This window comes from Mesorhizobium sp. f-mel (genome assembly GCF_053850215.1).
Genome location: NZ_JBSPTO010000062.1, coordinates 1 through 2,500 on the forward strand (window position 1 = coordinate 1; position 2,500 = coordinate 2,500).

The window sequence follows — 2,500 nt, forward strand, 5'->3', positions numbered from 1 at the left end:
TGGTTGCGGGGACAGGATTTGAACCTGTGACCTTCAGGTTATGAGCCTGACGAGCTACCGGGCTGCTCCACCCCGCGTCAATTAGACGGCGAATGCCGGCCGGGCAGCCCGGACTTTTTGTTTTGTCCGTCCTCGAGGCCTTCGGCCTTTTGCGGGCGGACGGGGCGCTGCTCCACCCCGCGTCAACTTTTCAACAAGTCAGCGCTTAGTTAGTTCCGCCAACTGAAAGGGCCGCTTGCGCGGCCCGAGCTCCCGATTGGCGGGCCTGTTTTGTAGGGAGAAGATTTGGATTCTTGCGACGTGCGTTTTGCAGACCTGGCAGCGACCTACTCTCCCGCGTCTTGAGACGAAGTACCATCAGCGCTGGAGCGTTTCACGGCCGAGTTCGGAATGGGATCGGGTGCAGCCGCTCCGCCATAACCACCAGGTCGGCAAAGCGCACGTTGCTCGAGAAGCTGTTTTTTGTGCCTGGCGTCGCGGTTTTCGGACGCAGTCCGCAAGCGCGACCGCGCGTCCGAGCCTTTGCGAGGCCCTGCCCGGAGGCGTCGGCGAAGCCGACTGCCGCGAGGGCAAACAACCATCTCGGCGCAATCCTTCGGATTGTCGCCACAAATGGGCATAAGTAATGAGAACGATCAAGCCGATCGAACTATTAGTACCGGTAAGCTTCAAGCGTTGCCGCTCTTCCACACCCGGCCTATCAACGTGGTCGTCTTCCACGGTTCTCAGGGAATACTCGTTTTAAGGTGGGTTTCCCGCTTAGATGCCTTCAGCGGTTATCCCGTCCGGATATAGCTACCCTGCTATGCGGCTGGCGCCACAACAGGTCCACCAGAGATCCGTCCATCCCGGTCCTCTCGTACTAGGGACAGATCCTTTCAATATTCCTACACCCACGGCAGATAGGGACCGAACTGTCTCACGACGTTCTGAACCCAACTCACGTACCGCTTTAAATGGCGAACAGCCATACCCTTGGGACCTGCTCCAGCCCCAGGATGCGATGAGTCGACATCGAGGTGCCAAACAACCCCGTCGATATGGACTCTTGGGGGTCATCAGCCTGTTATCCCCGGCGTACCTTTTATCCGTTGAGCGATGGCCCTTCCACGCGGGACCACCGGATCACTATGACCGACTTTCGTCTCTGCTCGACTTGTCAGTCTCGCAGTCAGGCAGGCTTATGCCATTGCACTCAGCGAACGATTTCCGACCGTTCTGAGCCCACCATCGCGCGCCTCCGTTACTCTTTAGGAGGCGACCGCCCCAGTCAAACTACCCACCATACATTGTCCCGGACCCGGATAACGGGCCGCGGTTAGACATCCATAGTGATAAGGGTGGTATTTCAAGGGTGGCTCCACCTGAGCTGGCGCCCAGGTTTCAAAGCCTACCACCTATCCTACACATGCCACTACGAATGCCAATGTAAAGCTATAGTAAAGGTGCACGGGGTCTTTCCGTCTAACCGCAGGAACCCCGCATCTTCACGGGGAATTCAATTTCACTGAGTCTATGCTGGAGACAGCGGGGAAGTCGTTACGCCATTCGTGCAGGTCGGAACTTACCCGACAAGGAATTTCGCTACCTTAGGACCGTTATAGTTACGGCCGCCGTTTACTGGGGCTTCGATTCAGAGCTTGCACCCCTCCTCTTAACCTTCCAGCACCGGGCAGGCGTCAGACCCTATACGTCGTCTTGCGACTTCGCAGAGCCCTGTGTTTTTGATAAACAGTCGCTACCCCCTGGTCTGTGCCACCCTCCTCCACTTGCGTGGAAAAGGGTCACGCTTCTTCCGAAGTTACGCGTGCAATTTGCCGAGTTCCTTCAGCATAGTTCTCTCAAGCGCCTTGGTATACTCTACCAGTCCACCAGTGTCGGTTTCGGGTACGGTCTATAAGGAGGAGCTATTTCCTGGAACCACGCAGCAGCCCGTTCAATCCGATAAGATTGGACTACCTCAATGATCCGTCACTTCCTCCAGGCCCACGAATATTAACGTGGTTCCCATCGTCTACGCATTTCTGCCTCGACTTAGGGGCCGGCTAACCCTGCTCAGATTAGCTTTAAGCAGGAACCCTTGGACTTTCGGCGGGGGAGTCTCTCACTCCCCTTACGTTACTCATGTCAGCATTCGCACTTCTGATACCTCCACCACCCCTCACGGGTATGGCTTCATCAGCTTACAGAACGCTCCGCTACCGCTCGTGATTGCTCACGAACCCTAAGCTTCGGTGTATGGCTTTAGCCCCGTTACATTTTCGGCGCAAAGACCCTTATTTAGACCAGTGAGCTGTTACGCTTTCTTTAAATGATGGCTGCTTCTAAGCCAACATCCTGGTTGTTTTGGGATCCTCACATCCTTTCCCACTTAGCCATAACTTGGGGACCTTAGCTGTAGGTCAGGGTTGTTTCCCTTTTCACGACGGACGTTAGCACCCGCCGTGTGTCTGCCGACTAGTACTCCCAGGTATTCGGAGTTTGGTTAGGTTTGGTAATC

General features: G+C 55.6%; 1 tRNA gene and 2 rRNA genes (1 of these 3 cut by a window edge). All 3 read right to left on the bottom strand.

Annotation, left to right across the window (positions count from 1 at the left end):
* Positions 1 to 77 (bottom strand) — tRNA-Met (locus ACWUKX_RS30685).
* 236 nt (positions 78 to 313) lie between these two features.
* A 5S ribosomal RNA gene (rrf, locus tag ACWUKX_RS30690) occupies positions 314 to 428 on the bottom strand.
* Positions 429 to 631: 203 nt separating this feature from the next.
* A 23S ribosomal RNA gene (locus tag ACWUKX_RS30695) occupies positions 632 to 2,500 on the bottom strand; it runs 931 nt beyond the window's last position.